This window comes from Echinicola pacifica DSM 19836 (genome assembly GCF_000373245.1).
GTDB classification, from domain to species: Bacteria; Bacteroidota; Bacteroidia; order Cytophagales; family Cyclobacteriaceae; genus Echinicola; species Echinicola pacifica.
This window is the reverse complement of record NZ_KB890756.1, coordinates 263381-277690: the sequence shown is the minus strand read 5'-3', so window position 1 is coordinate 277690 and position 14310 is coordinate 263381. Positions and strand designations below refer to the sequence as shown.

The 14310-nt window shown below is 45.0% G+C and carries 14 protein-coding genes; 4 read left to right on the top strand and 10 right to left on the bottom strand.

Translation table 11 applies throughout. The annotated features are described in order from the left end of the window. Positions 1 to 192: 192 nt before the first annotated feature. Together B050_RS0118480 and rbfA are read right to left on the bottom strand one after the other, a co-directional pair. Positions 193 to 1416, bottom strand: a complete 1224-nt coding sequence (locus B050_RS0118480; RefSeq protein ID WP_018475450.1) for an ABC transporter permease — start codon at positions 1414 to 1416, stop codon at positions 193 to 195. A 27-nt stretch (positions 1417 to 1443) separates the two neighbouring features. Beyond that, complete coding sequence (gene rbfA, locus B050_RS0118475) at positions 1444 to 1824, bottom strand: 30S ribosome-binding factor RbfA (RefSeq protein WP_018475449.1); 381 nt, start codon at positions 1822 to 1824, stop codon at positions 1444 to 1446. Between the two features lie 92 nt (positions 1825 to 1916). On the opposite strand from rbfA, the gene B050_RS0118470 reads away from it, so the two are divergent. Beyond that, the gene (locus B050_RS0118470) at positions 1917 to 3308 is read left to right on the top strand and encodes a hypothetical protein (protein ID WP_018475448.1); all 1392 of its coding nucleotides are present in this window, start codon (positions 1917 to 1919) and stop codon (positions 3306 to 3308) included. A 234-nt stretch (positions 3309 to 3542) separates the two neighbouring features. On the opposite strand, the gene B050_RS0118465 is transcribed toward B050_RS0118470, so the two are convergent. The 5 genes from B050_RS0118465 to B050_RS0118440 form a co-directional block, all read right to left on the bottom strand. Continuing rightward, entirely contained in the window at positions 3543 to 4208 is a 666-nt protein-coding gene (locus B050_RS0118465) for a phosphatidylserine decarboxylase family protein (protein WP_018475447.1), read from the bottom strand. Between the two features lie 446 nt (positions 4209 to 4654). Continuing rightward, positions 4655 to 5932 carry a Glu/Leu/Phe/Val family dehydrogenase gene (locus tag B050_RS0118455; protein WP_018475445.1) on the bottom strand — a complete coding sequence of 426 codons (1278 nt, stop codon included), beginning with the start codon at positions 5930 to 5932 and terminating at the stop codon, positions 4655 to 4657. Positions 5933 to 6006: 74 nt separating this feature from the next. Next, a complete protein-coding gene (locus B050_RS0118450; RefSeq protein ID WP_018475444.1) occupies positions 6007 to 6846 on the bottom strand; it encodes a phosphatidate cytidylyltransferase in 840 nt (279 codons plus the stop codon). Next, entirely contained in the window at positions 6830 to 7036 is a 207-nt protein-coding gene (locus tag B050_RS0118445; RefSeq protein ID WP_018475443.1) for a putative signal transducing protein, read from the bottom strand. Before B050_RS0118445 ends, B050_RS0118450 begins: the two co-directional genes overlap by 17 nt. Continuing rightward, positions 7011 to 7970 (bottom strand): CPBP family intramembrane glutamic endopeptidase, encoded by a 960-nt coding sequence (locus tag B050_RS0118440; RefSeq protein WP_018475442.1) that lies wholly within the window; start codon positions 7968 to 7970, stop codon positions 7011 to 7013. Before B050_RS0118440 ends, B050_RS0118445 begins: the two co-directional genes overlap by 26 nt. A 37-nt stretch (positions 7971 to 8007) precedes the next feature. Here B050_RS0118440 and dusB point away from each other — a divergent pair, with 37 nt between their 5' ends. Then, positions 8008 to 9009 (top strand): tRNA dihydrouridine synthase DusB, encoded by a 1002-nt coding sequence (gene dusB / locus B050_RS0118435; protein WP_026236011.1) that lies wholly within the window; start codon positions 8008 to 8010, stop codon positions 9007 to 9009. 489 nt (positions 9010 to 9498) lie between these two features. Here the strand turns inward: dusB and B050_RS0118430 are convergent, their stop codons facing one another. The 3 genes from B050_RS0118430 to B050_RS0118420 form a co-directional block, all read right to left on the bottom strand. Then, positions 9499 to 9903 (bottom strand): META domain-containing protein, encoded by a 405-nt coding sequence (locus B050_RS0118430; RefSeq protein ID WP_018475440.1) that lies wholly within the window; start codon positions 9901 to 9903, stop codon positions 9499 to 9501. Between the two features lie 484 nt (positions 9904 to 10387). Next, positions 10388 to 11542, bottom strand: a complete 1155-nt coding sequence (gene alr, locus B050_RS0118425) for an alanine racemase (protein ID WP_018475439.1) — start codon at positions 11540 to 11542, stop codon at positions 10388 to 10390. Positions 11543 to 11567: 25 nt separating this feature from the next. Continuing rightward, the gene (locus B050_RS0118420) at positions 11568 to 12707 is read right to left on the bottom strand and encodes an amidohydrolase (protein WP_018475438.1); all 1140 of its coding nucleotides are present in this window, start codon (positions 12705 to 12707) and stop codon (positions 11568 to 11570) included. Between the two features lie 260 nt (positions 12708 to 12967). Between B050_RS0118420 and B050_RS23590 the strand changes: the two genes are divergently transcribed. Continuing rightward, a complete protein-coding gene (locus tag B050_RS23590; protein WP_018475437.1) occupies positions 12968 to 13144 on the top strand; it encodes a hypothetical protein in 177 nt (58 codons plus the stop codon). Positions 13145 to 13831: 687 nt separating this feature from the next. Continuing rightward, positions 13832 to 14293, top strand: coding sequence for a GbsR/MarR family transcriptional regulator (locus tag B050_RS0118410; RefSeq protein WP_018475436.1), 462 nt, complete (start codon positions 13832 to 13834; stop codon positions 14291 to 14293). Positions 14294 to 14310: the final 17 nt, after the last annotated feature.

Genomic DNA, 14310 nt, shown 5'->3' with positions numbered 1-14310 from the left:
TGGTTTGTCGCCAGGCAGCCGCCTAAAATAGAGGCCGAAAACCCAGTAGAGGTAGTCTCTCAGCCACCTGTAGGGATTCCTAGCCCTAGGCCATACCTGCATCGCCTGGCTTAATGCCGTGGGCAGATCTCACTGCCTTTAATTCGCTTCCTCAAGCAGTCAAATTTACCGGATAGTATGGCGGGGAAAGGCTTATAAATGCTCTATGGTATTGACCCGGGAGGCTATGCTCGCAGGCCTGTAGGAGGCGAGTAAGGTGATGAATACCAAGCTGATGGCGGTCCATAAGAAGTCCGTCCAGATCATCTTGATGGGGTAGCTGTCCACTACGGAGGAGGAGACTCCAAGGCTGATAAGGCCGTATTTCTCCTGAACCCAGCAGATTGCAAATCCCAGCACCAAGCCTATGACTGCACCAGTGGCGGCGATGATGATTCCTTGTTTTAGATAGATGGACTTGATCAGGCTATTGCTGGCTCCCATAGCTTTGAGCACCGAGATGTCCTTCTTTTTTTCGATCGCCAGCATGCTCAGACTAAAGAAAATATTGAAAGAGGCCAAGGCCAAAATAAAGGTAAGGGTGATGAAGACAAATAGCTTTTCGACCCGAATAGCCCGAAGCATGCCCGCATGCTGTTCATCGGTGTTTTTGACAGAAAATCGATCACCTAGCAGTCCCTGAAGCCTGGACTGCACCGCGGCCGTGCTCTGATTGGCCGTCGATTTGATCTCCAGCGAGGTTCTTTTGACCCCATAGTCCATTAGGCTTTGAGCAAAGTCCAGCGGGACAAGGACATAGTTATCATCAAAACTCTTATCCACACTATAGAAGCCGGATACATCCAGTCGGGCAGAATTATACATATTACGTGGGTCCAGGCTGCCTGCTCTAGGCGCCTTGGGATAGTACATGCGGAGGTTGTCGAATTCATTGTCTGGATTCACACCTAGCATAAAGGCGACCCCTCTCCCCAATATGGCGCTGGGATTTTCGGGCGTACCGAGATCCAGTTCGCCGGAGAAATGCCCTTGAGCGAAGCGCTCCTTGTCCAAAAAGCTATCGCTAACCCCCTTCATGGTGATGACCATCTGCTCTTCTCCATAGCGCAGCAGGGCATTGTCTTCGATGACCTCGGTCACCTGCTCCACCCCCTCTATGGCCCTGAGGCTGTCCAGAAATTCCCCAGATACCTCAAAGGATTTTCCTTTGACAGTTTCGATCTTAAGCTCGGCATCGAAGGAGGCGTAGATTCCACGTACCAGGTCCTCGAGTCCGTTGAATACAGACAAAACGATGACCAGGGCCATGGTGCCCACGGCCACGCCTACCATCGCTATCCGCGAAAGGATAGCGATGAAGTTTCGCTTTTTCTTGCTTTTGAAGTACCGGGAAGCTATAAAATAGGAGATATTCACCTAGGGATTGTGTTTTTTGGTTAGGGATTAATCCTCCTCTTCTTCCTCGTCTGTGGAGCCATCAGGGATATTCAGATCGCCGATGACCTTATCCATATGCTGAGCATAGGCAGAAGAGTCATCAGGATAGAATACCAGTTCAGGGATAATTCTCACTGACTTTCCTATTCTTTTACCCAGGTTTTTGCGGACTTCACTTTTATGCTTGGAGATTTTATCAATAAGTTCCTTATTGTTTGCCATCAAAAAGCTCAAGGAGATCTTGGCCACGCCCAGGTCCGGGCTCATGAGCACTCTGGTGACAGTGACCATTGCATTGCCCACGAGGGGTTTTGATTCCCGCTGAAAGATCTCGCCAAGCTCCTTTTGGATTAATTTTGCGTACTGTTGTTGTCTTTTACTTTCCATATAAAATAATTATCGGTACAAATTTAGTGATTTAATCGACTAAGCTTTAATTTCGTACATTCAGAATCCTCAAATTACAACAAGATTTACCATTGCTTAGTTTTTTTAGAATAAACGATCCTTTTAGAATCATAGGAATTGCCCTGCTCTTTATGGTGCTGAGCGCTCCTTATGTATTGATGGGGATCCCCCTTTTGAGCCCAGAGATGTCCTGGATGCTTGTGGGAGAGAGGTTGAGCCAAGGGCATTACCTCTATCTGGACATCGTGGATGATATAGGCCCCCTGTCGGCTTATGTCTATTGGATGGTGGACCTTGCCTTTGGGCGGTCCTGGCTAGCCTATAAGGTGATCGCCGCCCTCCTGATCTTATTTCAGATTACCTATATCAATCGCCTTTTTATCGCTTATCGCTCCTTTGATCATACCAGCTATTTGCCTGCCTTGGTGATGCTGGTGTTATTTCATTTTTCCTTCGACTTACTGACACTCTCCCCAGCGCTGATGGGAGCCACATTCATCATCCTGGCTTTGGGACAGCTGTTTTCCCAGACCCTTATCAATGAGGAAAATACCGAGTCAGTTTTGTTGGTGGGCATATTCGGTGGACTAGCCGCCTGCTTTCATTTTCCCCTCGTGATCTTTCTTCCCTTCCTCCTAGTGGCGGGGATTACAGTCAGCGGATTTAGTTTTAGCCAGCTGATACTTTCTTTGGTGGGGTATTTTCAGCCCTTTATCATTTGCTGCATTTATTTCTTCTGGATCGATGGGCTAGAGGAATTTATTTCCGAATTTATTCTGGCCACCAGGATTACTGGGAGCTATCCACACGTCAGCTATCTGGACCTCCTGACCTTAATCTTCCTACCCATCCTGTTTTCTATTATTGGGTATTTTGTAGGCACCGTCACCACCAGCATTACCGTAAATCAGCAAAAACAAAAACAGCTGATGTTATTGTTTTCCCTATTTGCTCTAGGCTCGGTTTTTATCGCTAACAGACGCACCCCTTTTCAGATGGTGGTCATCTTGCCCGGGCTTACTTACTTTATTAGCCAGATTTTTATTTACCTGAACAATAAAAAACAACTCAAAATACTGTTCTATACCTTCCTGCTCTCCGTGCCAGTGGTGGGCTACTCATGGACCATCTATAAAATTCAATCTCATCGAACATGGAATTATACCTTGGATCCTAACATAACTGCCGGTGCCAAGAGGATCGTAATCCTTGGGGATGAGATAAGCGCTTATCAAACCGCTAGCCTCGCTAGTCCTTACCTGAACTATAGGCTTTCTAAAAGGGTCCTAGGAGATTTTTCTGATCATGAGAAAATGATACAGGTGTACCTTGATTTCCTTAAAGAAAAACCTGAATTGATTTATGATCAGGAAGGCGTCTTTGAGGAATTGATTAAACATATGCCGGCATTGGGAGAACTGTATCAGCAGCAGCAAGCCGGGATTTATGAGCTAAAACCTTGATTTCAGCAGTTATATTTGCTTGCTTTTCACCTCCTTCAGCTAATTATTCTTGCCTCGATGGCCACTACCTATAGGACTGGAGAGGATCCATCTCATGGGAAACTGCGGGGACTTTAGAGCAAAAAAAAGATTCAGACTTGATGCCTGAATCTTTTTTTTGTCCGGAGTGAATAGCTGATTCACAAAATTATACTCCGGGGATTAAGAGTGTTGTTTGCTCAGGGGCAGCACTTATTACTGCTTTAGTCGAGCGAGAGGAGTTATCCCCCCTTTAGTTTTGTCGTCTATATTCACGAGGATTTCTGCGTCCAGAGGGACAAAGACATCCACTCGGGAACCGAATTTTATAAATCCAAACTCCCCACCTTGTACGATAGGGTCACCTTCTTTGACATAAAAACGTATCCTTCGGGCCACTGCTCCTGCGATCTGGCGCACCAATATTTTCACGTCTGTCTTAGTGTTTCTTACCACCATCGTGGTACGTTCATTTTCGTAACTGGCCTTTGGATGCCAAGCTACCATATATTTGCCCGGATGATATTTGAAATAATCCACAATCCCGCTGATAGGAGAGCGGTTGATATGGACGTTGACAGGTGACATGAAGATGCTGATTTGCCTTCTTTTCTCGTGTAGGAATTCTGTTTCCTCGGCTTCCTCGATCACCACGACCTTCCCTTCTGCAGGAGCATAGATGATGGTCTCATTATCCGGCATGAGGATGGTGGGGTTTCTGAAAAACTGCAAGATCAGCAGGTAGAAAATGATGCTGCTCAGTAGGATCAGATTTAGCACCGTTTCCTGTTCAGGAAATAAATAATGAGTGCCAAAATTAATTCCAGCTAAGATCGCCAACAGCCAAAATAAAAGTGTACGTCCTTCCTTATGTATTGTCATTAGATATGGGTTAATTCAATGATATTTAATGGATTTACCATTTTTTAGACCGGTTTCTCAGGCCATACCGATAAATCCACCTGCAATTTGCCAATATTTATTGGTATGTTAAAGAAAAAATTGCGCTTCTGTACCAATTACCCAATATTATATCAAAAGTGCTCTTCTCTAAATTTTAGTCTATACATGGCAAAAGCCAGCCATATGATGCCAGAGATTATAAGGTTTTAGCCCTTTATCTCTGTGCATTCTCGCAGTCTAGCATTCGCCCTTCCTTGCGTTCATGGAAGGTTTGCCACTTTAGATTGGACAGGAATTTGGAGAAAAGCCATTCGGGCTGGCATCGCTTTCTATGGAAACCGGAAGTCTCCAGGTGGCTTGAGAAGAAGCAATAAAAAAAGCCTCTCCCAAGGGCGAGGCTTTCCTGATAGAATTATATTTTACGATTAGAAGCCACCTCTGAATTGGTAGGTTTGTGCTACCTTGTCGATGGCCACGATATAGGCTGCGATTCTCATAGGGACCTCATGCTTGATGGAGGTTTTGTACACCTGATCAAAGGCCTCTTTCATGATCCTGTCGGATCTTCTGTTTACCCTTTCGGCAGTCCATTTATAACCCAGGCGGTTTTGAACCCACTCAAAATAAGAGACGGTAACACCGCCCGCATTGGCGAGGATATCAGGGACCACCATAATGCCTTTTTCATTGATGATCTTATCGGCATTGAAGGAGGTGGGGCCGTTGGCACCCTCCACGATTAGCTTGGCCTTGATATTATCCACATTTTTCTTGGTGATCACATCTTCCACGGCGGCAGGTACCAGCACATCTACGGCTAGCTCGAGCAATTCTGCTGGGTCAGCAAGTTTGTCGGCTCCGGGAAATCCCTCAAGGGTTCCTTTATTGCTGTCTCTATAGTTGATCGCTTCACGGATATTGATGCCCTGGGCATTGTGATAGGCACCGGAGATATCGGATACTGAGATGATCTTCAGACCTCTTTCTTCTAATAGCAATGCGGCCCAGGAGCCCACATTCCCAAAACCCTGAACGGCGCAAGTGGCTTGAAAAGGATTGATTTTTAGTTTTTCCATGGCTGACAGCGCAGAGACCATTACGCCCCTTCCGGTGGCTTCTGTTCTGCCGAGAGATCCACCGAGTACCAGGGGTTTTCCTGTTACGACGGCATTGACAGTGGTACCTTTGGCTTTGGAGTACTCATCCATTAGCCAGGCCATTTCTCTTGGTCCTGTGCCCATATCAGGAGCGGGGATATCCTTATCTGGACCGAATACGTCGATCATCGCAAGGGTATATGCTCTCATTAGACGTTCGATTTCTCCAGGAGACATTTCTCGAGGATTACAGCGTACGCCACCTTTTCCCCCGCCGTAGGGGATGTCCACCACGGCGCATTTCCAGGTCATCCATGCAGCTAGCGCCCGGACTTCATCGATATGCACGTCGGGTGCAAATCGGATTCCGCCTTTGGCTGGGCCGAGGATATTGGAATGAATCACGCGTATGCCTTCGAATACCTGGATCTTGCCACTGTCCATGGTGATCGGTAGCGAGACAATAACCTGTTTTGCGGGGTTTTTCAGCACATTATAGACCTCATCAGATAGGCCAAGTTTTTCTGCTGCAATGTTAAACCTCTCCATCATTGACTCCAAAGGATTTTCTTTGTCCTTTATAGGAGCCGGTTCAATGTAAGCCATAATTGGGTCTTGGTTTATATAGAAGATAATTCTGGTGCAATATTAGGCACATTTTCAAAATCCACCTATGTTTTTTAAAATATTTTCAAAAACGCAGCAATAAAAGGGGCTGAAACTAACAATCCGTCAAAACGATCCATGAAGCCTCCATGTCCTGGAAGGCCCTTGCCGGAGTCTTTGATGGCGATGCTTCGCTTGAATAAAGACTCAATTAAGTCTCCATAGGTGCCCGCTATTATGATGATCCCTCCAATACTTAACCACTTCCACTGGGGAATCACACCGAAATTCGTGCTTAGCATATAGGCTGTCGCAAATGCTGCCACTGCGCCCCCCAGACTTCCTTCCCATGACTTCTTCGGAGATACCCGCTCAAATAACTTCGTCTTACCGAATTTCGTTCCCGCAAAATATGCTCCCGTATCACTGGCCCATAGAATAAATAATGAGCCAATAATCAACTCGTAATGAAAGGTGCCATCCACAGAGAATGCCGCCAAATTTAATAATGCAAAAGGTACAGCTACGTAAAATATACCGAGAAACGTGTACGCAATACCAGTGAATGGTTTTTTGTCAGATTTACGGTAGAGTTTAATGAAAAAGATAAGGGAAACCATCGGGAAAATCAAGAAATAATAGCGGTCACTCATATGATTCATCTCCACCAAAAAGGACATCAGAAAGATCAAAAATCCTAAGAAGGTCCCAAATGACTTCAGTGGAAGCATCCCATCCAGGCCGCAGAGCTTATAAAACTCCGCCTGCGCCAGGATCAAAATGATCCCAAAAATCCCAAAATATATCCAAGGGCTATACATGGAACCCACCACGATGATAGCGGCTCCTATGAGGGCGGTGATGATACGTTGGGCTAATTCACTGTAATTGGATATATTAAAACGATATCTCATTCTTGATAATATTAATGGCCCTAAGGGCATGTTCCGGGGCCACCATCACCTGATAGGTCCCGTTGATTTGATATACAGACTCCTTTTTATTCAACACGATCGCACCTATCTCGTGCTCGATGAGGACTCCCTTGACGATTTCTGCACGGATCCCCGTGTCAGTCTCAAATACTTTCTGCCACTTGTCCATGGGTCTGTTGTTTTTGGTTATGTTGAATAAATAATCTTAAACATATTATGAATAGCAAGGATCCTGTGGCGACCACTAGCCAATTGACCTGGTCCGGGCTTTCGATATCAAACTCCACTAGCCCTAACTTGTTTAGATAAACCATCAATACCGTTAGGGAATTATTTAGAATATGTGCAAGCATAGGGTACACTAAGCTGCCAGAAAACCAATATAAATAGCCAAATAGCGCTCCAAGAAGCATTCGTGGAACAAAACCGTAAAACTGAAAGTGAATTGCCGAAAATATAAAGGCCGTAATCCAGATACCCGCATGATGGCTGCCCGTATAAGCTCTCATCTTTGGCTGCATCACCCCGCGGAAGAAATACTCCTCGCCAATGCCTGCAAAAACCCCAATCACCAATAATCCCGCAATAAACTCCCCGAAGGACTGGAAGTCAGTCAGGTAGATGGTGAGCTTCATCGCCGATTCCTCCATCGATTTTACCATCTCCTCGAAAGTCCTTAAGGCTTCAGGGAACTGGATGTTTGCATTCCACTCTATAATAAGGGTATCAAACATGACAAAACCTAGCAATAAAGGAATCGTAATTAAAATACTAGTGAACTGAACCCTGGCCAATTGTTGTTTCCATCCAAGGCTGGCTTTTTCTACCAAATGTGAAAATAGCCATCCCGCAAGTAGAAAAGCGAGGCCTCCACCGAGGCCTTGAAGAAACATCATGGCCATTCTTCCGTTGGGATGCGTAATATCACCTGAAAATAACGGTAGAATCTCCTCATAAGGGATGTCAAAGAGTAAAGGTATAATTGCTATTGCAATGCCTTGTGTCAGTGCTAGTACGCCAAATGTGATCAAAATCAATACAACTAGTGATAATAACCAGTTTTGTTTTGCAGCAATTTGGCTTTGGGTTTTATAAATCTCCATAATTGGGGTAAATTTACAGGAAAATTATAAATCAATCGTGGTAAAAATAGGAAACTTAAGCTTAGGGGAATTTCCATTACTGCTTGCACCGATGGAAGATGTGAGCGATCCGCCCTTCAGAGCGGTATGTAAGGAAAATGGTGCGGACTTGATGTACACAGAATTTATCAGCTCGGAAGGTTTGATCCGGGATGCTGCCAAAAGTGTACAAAAGCTTGATATTTTCGAATATGAACGCCCCATCGGCATTCAGATATTCGGCAATGAAATAGAATCTATGCGCGAAGCTGCCGCCATCGCGGAGGCTGCGGGCCCAGATATCCTCGATATCAATTATGGCTGCCCCGTCAATAAGGTGGCCTGCAAAGGCGCCGGTGCCGGTATATTATTGGATATCGACAAAATGGTCGAGATGACCGCCGAGATTGTCAATGCGGTCAAAATCCCCGTCACCGTAAAAACCCGGCTAGGATGGGATCAAAATACCATCAGGATCGTCGAGGTCGTCGAAAGACTCCAGGATGTCGGCATCCAAGCCATCAGCGTCCATGCCAGGACCAGAAAACAAATGTATAAAGGGGAAGCCGACTGGACCTACCTCGCCAAAATCAAGGAAAATCCGCGGATTCATATCCCCCTATTTGGGAATGGAGACATCGATAGCCCCGAGAAAGCTCTCGATTATCGTAATCGATTTGGGGTGGACGGAATGATGATCGGCCGCGCCGCCATCGGATATCCATGGATCTTTAATGAAATAAAACACTTCTTCGAAACAGGTGAGAAGCTTTCTGCACCAGGATTGGATGAGCGAATTCGAATTACCAAAAAACACCTGGACTTCTCTGTCAAGTGGAAAGGTGAAAAACTCGGTATCCTCGAGATGAGGAGACATTATACCAATTACTTCCGTGGTATGCCAAATTTCAAGCCTTTTAGAACCCAAATGGTGACTGCCGATACCTATGAGGAAGTGGCTGCGATCCTGGATGAGGTGGCAGAGGTGTTTGCCGATTACCAGTTTGCTGCACAAGGCTAAACTTAGCTTATATAGGGAAGGAGTAATGGTCGGTCTCGCTGGGCTTATTTTATTAAGTAGCCTTGCTTTGCCGATTTATTTTATGCTGTTGGAGTGCTGGTCCTTACAGGACAAAATTGTTTGAAGTCATAATAGGAAATTCCTAGCCTAAATATAAAGGCTTCTGTCGAGCCATAAAGCGTGCTGAGTTTTGACCTTAGCACGCTTTATTTTTTTAGCTGCCTCCGGAGGCTTTGCCCCGTCCTTATTCAGCTAATAAAATTTTAGAATCGAATAATAGTATAAAAAGGTTCTCCTCATTTTAAGCGCTGCTTTCTTTAATAATAGTTGCCTGAAAAGTTGAAATACGATCTTAGGCAGCAAAAGAAGGGGCGCTTGCATTAAAAATGGGAGCCTATCGTGAAGGAAACCACGCAATCCTAAGAATTACGTGGTTTCGAGGTATTTGGAATTAGAGCCCGTATGAGCTAATATTCCAGCTGTTATGGGTTATTTTTTCTGCTCAAACTCCACGGTGATGTTTCCGTCTTTGTCGAAGAACACCATGCGATTGGCTGTAGTCGTATAGGTAGCGCTATTTTCGAGTGAACTCAGGTAGGCACTTTGCAGGGCACCTTGGTCACAGGAATTTTGGTCGGTATATAAGGTGGTAAATTTCACCTTGTCTTTATTATAGACCGCCTTGCCCCGAAATTCATCGCAGGGAGCCTGGCCAGTAACCTTAGACTCCGCCTCAAACTTCAAGGATAATTTTGCGAGTTGCTCCTGGGTAGCTGGGGCGCCATTGATTTCTCTTACACTCCACTCATATTTGCCAATATCAGTGGGGCCACCACAAGAGAATAGTCCGAAAACAATCATTACCAATGCTGGTATCGTGTTTTTGAATGTCATTTGTACTGTTTGATTTGGTTAAACAAAATTAGAATTTAAATGCTCGTCCTTACGTTATTGCAGTGCTGCTTTTCTTTGCAGAAAAATACCTAAGCAATAAGTGAAATGACTTATATTTTTTGGTTCATTCCTGCCACAAAGACCATACAATTATGAGGCTTGCCAGAAAAAAAATGACAGAAATTATTCGATCGGTTCTCTCAGCTGCTGAGTGATGCCTGTCAGTCTTGCCTGTGAAGCCTCCTCTGACAGATTAGACCCATTGATTGAAAAAAAATCCCATGAAATATCGAGCCATTAAATTTTCGTCGAAGAGATTTTCAGAGCAAAATCTATAGCATTATCTTAAGGCCTGAGTCTTATTTATGAGTCAGTGTATTGGGGCTGATAAAAGTTGTCAGTTTTTGGGGCTAGTAAATAGCATATCGGTAGAGAAGCTGGGAGCGGAGTAAGAGTGCCTGAGTCTGGGCTTGGCTTTGTAAGATTAGTAAACGATTTGTCTAGGGATGTCTGAGGGGAGGCGGGTGAGGAGTTCGTAGTTCACCTGTTGGGTAGTTTCGCTGAAGGAAGCCACGGTGATTTCATTCGATTTCTGTTTGCCAATAATTACCACTTCATCTCCCTTTTGGACGCCCTTCAGATCGGTGACATCGATGGATATGGAGTTCATGGTTACATTTCCGACCACCGGCACCCTTTTGCCATTGATCAGTACTCTGCCCAGGTTGCTCAGCATTCTGGAGAAGCCATGGCAATAGCCAATGGGAACGAGGGCTATTTTCATTTTTCGAGGAGCCATATAGGTGGTGCCATAGCCAACAAACTGCCCCATGGCAACTTCCTTGATACTCATAATGCTGCTTTTCCAACTTATTAGCCGCTTAAGTGGGTTTTTCTTGCCAGCTGCTAGCTCAGGAAACTTGCTCATATAGGTCTCCTGACTCGGCCAAAACCCGTATTGCACGATCCCTATGCGGACCATATCCATGATGGTCTCGGGGAAGCTTAAGGAGGCTGCCGAGCAGGCGGTGTGATAGCTGGCGAAGTTTATCTCATTCTCCACAAACCAATTTTTGAATGTATGGTATTGCTCGATTTGTTTCTTTACCCGTAGGTAATTCGCGATGCTCTCCGCTCCTGCAAAATGCGTACAAAGGCCTGAGAGCTGGATATGCTCGGCATTATTAAGGAGGAGTTTGGCTAGAGCCTCCTTTTCCTGCCATTCGAAGCCTGTGCGGTGAAATCCCGTCTCCACCTCGATATGAATCCTGGCCACCTTATTCATCACCTTAGCCTGCTGGATCGCCTGCTTTAGTCGGTCAAATTCAAAGCAATAAAAGCTAATTTCATTCTCTATAATCCATGGCAAGTCCTCGGTGTGGAGCATTCCCATGATCATAATTTGACTCCCTTTGCGCGAGCTGTTTTTTACCCTTCTAGCCTCATCGGTGCTGAAGGCGCTAAAATGGCGGATGCCCGCTTCCTCGGCTATGGGGACGATATTCTCGATGCCATGACCATAGGCATTGCCCTTGATGACGGCACTGATGATAGGGCTGCTGCCTATTTGGTTTCTGATAAATCGGATATTCTTTCGGTAAGCTGAGCGGCTAATTTCTAGCCTTGAGGTATGTGTCATAAGGTACTTATTCTCTAAGCGGTAATTAGGATCCTCCGTGGAGGCTGCGGATTGTTTTTTCAAATAAATCCACCCCTGTTTTCATGATTTCATCTGGGAAGTCGTAGTCTCCATGATGCAGAGGAGCTTGTTTTTTGCCTGCGCCAAGGCCAAACATCATGGTTTTGGTCCCGGCAGAAAACCTCCCAAAGTCCTCAGACCATCTAAAAGGATTCCTGATATGCGAGGTTTTTAACTTCAAGCTTTTGGCGGCCTCATTGACTATTTGCCATGCCTCGGGCTCGTTGCTGGTGGCCTCAAACTCCTCGGTATAGTCGATGGTATAGCTCAATCCAGCCTCCTTGGCGAGCAGCTCCACTAATTTCTCTATATAGTGGCTCAGGCGCTGGATGCTGGGATTATCATAAGCCCTCAGCGTTGCCAATAGCCTGGCCTCCCCTGGGCTGGTGCCAAAGGACCTTTCGCCCATCCAGGCATGTACGACGGTAATCATAGAAAATTCCTCCAGCGATTTGGGAATGGCCTCCATGCCGACCATAAGTTTCGCCAAGGTGATGCTGGGACTGATCCCTTCCTCCGGATGCGCAGCATGGCTGGTTTTTCCAGATAGACCAATGATGATCCCCTTGGATGCGGCCGCAAATGTTCCCTTTTTCAGGATGATTTGGGAGCGCTCATAGCCCGGAAGATTGTGTAAGGCAAAGGCGTAGTCGGATTTAATCTTTGAGTACTTTGGGTCATTAATTATTTTTTCAGCTCCTTCTCCCGTTTCTTCAGCAGCCTGGTAAAGTAGGACCACCCTGCCTTTTTGGATGGGGGAGTCCTGAAGCTGTAAGCCTAAGCCAGCGACGATCGCCATATGTCCATCATGCCCACAGCTATGGGACTGGCCAGGGTGTTGGCTGCTATAACTCGGGCTACCCGTTTCGGCTATGGGCAGCCCATCCAGCTCACAGCGTACCATGCTGGTGGGGCCCGCAGTGGAAGACTCATGGATCAAGGCCAAGCCATGCCCGCCGAGGGATTTAAGGACCTTGAAATGGCTGAGACCTCCAAAAAAATCGGCAATGGTCCTGGCGGTAGATTTTTCTTCTCCCGATAGCTCAGGCTCCCGATGTAGCCTATGCCTGAGTTGCTGAATGGAGGTGAAATGTGCTTTCTTCATATCCTTATCGATTCTTATTCCCCTTGCTTGCCCTCTTTCTTTACTTGGGACTAGTGATGTAAATGATTAATTTACTGTTTTATTTTACCAAGGACAAGCTCTCTATGCTTATATTCATGCTGCAAGAGCCCTTGCTTGATTTCAAAGAAGTTTCCTGACTAAGATTCAATTACTTAGCGGGAGAGTTTGAAAATTGAAGAATTTGGGCGAACTTATTCTCTGACAATTTTGCTTTTTTAAACCAAGAAAATTTTAACGCCATGACAGCAGAACAACAACAAGCACTGAGTAACAAAATTGAAGAATTGAAGGGCTCCCTAACCGGGGATATGTTTAATGATATGGAAATCCGTGACCAGATTCATAATTTGGAGATGCAGCTGAATGGCACCAAGCCTTCAGATAGTCATTTTGATTGTGTGGGCTGCGGAAGCTGATATCCCATAGCGTAAACTGCTATCCAGAAAGCCGGAAAGGAATAGCCTTGCCGGCTTTTTCTATTAGAATGAGAATTACGCATGGTGGCTGTTGATTCACTCTTGGTACTTAACTGAGGTTTTGGAATAAAAATATCCACCAGCTACTTGCGAGCATTAATTTATAAGAGGAGAAAATCAGTTAATAGGGAGTACTTTTTTTGACTGAAAGATTTTGCGACGATTACTTTTTACTACTATGCATATCTTTAAGTCCTACTCTTTATAGGCCACCTTCATGCTCCGGAGATAGGCTGCGGGGCTTTGCTGAAAAGTATTCTCTATGGAGCATGCTTTTGAAGGGTATTAGTTAATATTGGTGATCAACTCTATCCATCAGATTCATTGTTAAAGACAAAATATCATACTTTTGACCAGCCACTGGGAAGATGGGTTTATTATTTGTTCTCCATTGTAGAGCGTTTTTTGGAAGAAAAGGTGGATGGTAAGGAGATATAGGGTTTTGGTAGAAGTGTATATCAGTTTTAGGGTCAAATTTTAGAGATAATTAGCGCAGTGATTTTGTTCACGGAAATTTTATTTTCACTATTTTGCAAATACTGAGAACTTTTAGTTCTCTTTTTTATGAACTAACAAAACCTTTCGTATCTTTGCATCGTTAGGTCTTCACAGACAAGAGGAGGAAATATGAAGTTAACATCTGAACAACAGGAGATTATAGAACGAATCGGGGTCTTTTTCGAGCGAAAAGGGAATCAGCCGATTTTGGGAAGAATTATGGGGTTGTTATTGGTGCTGGAAAAAGCGGAAGCGACTTTTGATGAGATTCAGGACTATCTTTCTGTGAGCAAAAGTGCGGTCAGCAATGCGCTTACCCTGCTTCAAACCCAAAACAAGGTCGAATATACCACAAAACCTGGAGAGCGAAAGCGCTATTTCAGGCTTAGAGTAAGGAGCTGGAGGCTCGATATGCAGGAAGATCTCGAAGGCATCTTCAGGATCAATGTCCTGTTGAAGGACGTTTTGGCCGCTCGTTCCAGCCAAAATAGGGATTTTAACAATTGCATCTTTGAGTTTCAGAGCTTCATTGAATTTATGAGAATTGAAATGCCAAAACTTATCGAAAAATATGATCAGCAAAATAGCTGATATATTTTTTTGTATAA